We start from the raw sequence: 2,302 nt of genomic DNA on the forward strand, positions 1-2,302 counted from the left end.
GCGCACCGCTTTGCTGATATTCCCAGGTATCGCCACCATCGCCGGTATGAATGACTGTCCCGGAATCGCCCACGGCCCAACCATGCTGCTGGTCGGCAAAGTGAATGGCGGAGAAATGGACGTCCCCGGATGGCTCCCGCACGAGGTGCCATTCCCCCTCTTCAATACCGGTGGGGCTGATCTGGCAAGACCAGAGAATTAAACCGCAAAAGAGCAGCAGTTTTTTCATTTACTCATCCTCCCACGCCGCCTGTTCCTGTAATCCGTAACTCGAAACCAGTAACTCTCAATTTTGAACTTAGTCAGTTCCACCACGGATGTGACGGCAGGATCGGCTCGAACGGCCCCATGGCATCCATGGTCTGCAGGCCGGTCTCCAGGAAATTCTCCAGGATCTCGATGCGCAGCTCCAGGGACTGCAGCTCCAGCATTTTCTGTTTCTCCTGCGCCTCGATCGGCAGCGCGCTAATGATCACGTGAGCCAGCATCGGCAGGGGGATGTCCGCCGCCTCCAGTACCTCCAGGCTACTGTGCACCTCGGCCCGATCCAGGATCGACTGAAAAAGATGCAGGATGTGCTTGCGCTTATGCTCCGCATCGGTCACCTGGCTGAACTCCGTCAGCGGCGTCACGGCTCCCCGGCGATAGGGCCGGTCCGAGTCCACCTCCTCCACCTGCACCTTCACCAGGCCGGTCACCAGGATATCAAATCGGTCCCCTTCCAGCGGCTTCACGTCAGTGACGTACCCCAGGGTGGCAATATTACAGAAAGGCGGCGCCGCGTCATGACGGTCAGCTTCCGTTTCCTGCAACAGGGCGATGGTCAACATACGCTCGCCCGCCTGGCAGTCCTTCACCATCTGCACGTAATGCGGCTCGAAGATGCGGAAAGGCTGGACGGTCTGGGGGAAAAATACGAAGTCCGGCAGGGGAAACAGCGGCGTCGTGCCGGAAAAGGTTTCCAGCAGGTCCTTAAGCGTCTTAACCAAAGGAATCTCCCTGAAGGGCCCCGCCGCTAGGCATCGATCAAGGCCAGCACCTCGTTCACCAGGCCTTCTATGCCTACCCAGGTTTCCCCGATCTTCTTGGCCAGCATGTAGGCCGGGGTGGAGACGATTTTGTTCTCTTTGTCCGTGATGTGCTTGGTTACGCTGCAGGCCACGTGGGTGGTGCCCATCTCCTCGATATCCTGGGCGGTGGCGGGATCGTTGCCGATGGTCAACTGCGTGTTCACCCCCAGGCCTTCCAGGATCTTCGCCAGCATGGCCGGAGCGATGCAGATGACCCCCAGCGGTTTGTTGGCGGCGATGATCTCACGCACCAGGCGCTGAACCTCTTCATCCACCTGGCAATTGGGGCCCTCAAAGGCGTAGGTGGAGAGGTTCTTGGCTACCCCGTACCCACCCGGAAATATCAGGGCATCCATGTCTTCCGCCGTCACCTCGGCGAGGTCCTTGATTTCGCCCCGGACAATCCGCGCCGCTTCCACCAGCACGTTGCGGGTCTCACCTGCTACCGCCTCGCCCGTCACGTGGTTAACTACATGCATCTGATCAATATTGGGAGCTATGGCCAGGATATCCGCCCCGGCCCGCTCCAGATTATAAAGCGTGGCTACGGATTCGTAGATTTCAGCCCCATCCAGGAAACCACATCCCGAGAGGCAAACACCGACTGTTGGCATGGTTATACCCTCCGCTTTTTCACCCTGTTGGGCTATGGCTGGGATAAGTTAGATGACCCTTATATCCTTGTCAACTGCTTTACCCATACCACTGTCATTCCGGGTCCCGATTTTACATTGGGACGAAGAATCTCACTTCGTCTTTATCTGGGCCAGGACATTCCGTTTCAGCCCCTCATATCCCGCCCGCCGCGCCGCGCTGCCTCGCAGCAGCTTATCCCACCGCTTCTCACCCAGCGCCGCCCAATCCTCAAAGCCAAATGCGGTGATGAACTCCCGCGGCGCGAATCCTGGCTCCGGGCTCGGCCGGGCAAACCGGACGTTCCAGGGGCACACCGCCTGGCAGATGTCGCAGCCGTAAATCCAGCCGTGCAGCCAGCCCGCCTGTTCCCGGCTGAAGCTGTCCCGGTACTCGATAGTCAGATAGGAGATGCACCGGCGAGCGTCGATTTGATACGGGGTGGTGAGGGCGCCGGTGGGGCAGGCCTCCAGGCAGGCAGTGCAGCTGCCGCACAGGTCCTCGTCAAAGGGCCTGCCCTGAGCCTGGCCGAAGGGCGGATCGGGTTCCAACCCCACATCCAGCAGCAGCACCCCCAGGAACAGCCACGAGCCGTAATC

General features: G+C 59.7%; 4 protein-coding genes. All 4 read right to left on the bottom strand.

Annotated features, from left to right (window positions below; translation table 11 throughout):
* Window positions 1-229: WD40/YVTN/BNR-like repeat-containing protein (locus ACETWG_12525; GenBank protein MFB0517413.1), on the bottom strand; the 229-nt coding region annotated here is incomplete at its 3' end.
* 73 nt (window positions 230-302) lie between these two features.
* Entirely contained in the window at window positions 303-989 is a 687-nt protein-coding gene (locus ACETWG_12530) for an LON peptidase substrate-binding domain-containing protein (GenBank protein MFB0517414.1), read from the bottom strand.
* Between the two features lie 26 nt (window positions 990-1,015).
* Window positions 1,016-1,684 (bottom strand): isoprenoid biosynthesis glyoxalase ElbB, encoded by a 669-nt coding sequence (gene elbB, locus ACETWG_12535; GenBank protein MFB0517415.1) that lies wholly within the window; start codon window positions 1,682-1,684, stop codon window positions 1,016-1,018.
* A gap of 132 nt (window positions 1,685-1,816) precedes the next feature.
* Window positions 1,817-2,302 (bottom strand): epoxyqueuosine reductase (locus ACETWG_12540; protein MFB0517416.1); only part of this gene is annotated, 486 nt, incomplete at its 5' end.

The organism is Candidatus Neomarinimicrobiota bacterium (assembly GCA_041862535.1).
Lineage (GTDB): Bacteria > Fidelibacterota > Marinisomatia > SCGC-AAA003-L08 > TS1B11.

Bases quoted from the DNA above. Each gene is read 5' to 3' on its own strand.
- elbB (MFB0517415.1), bottom strand. From the start codon at position 1,684: ATGCCAACAGTCGGTGTTTGCCTCTCGGGATGTGGTTTCCTGGATGGG.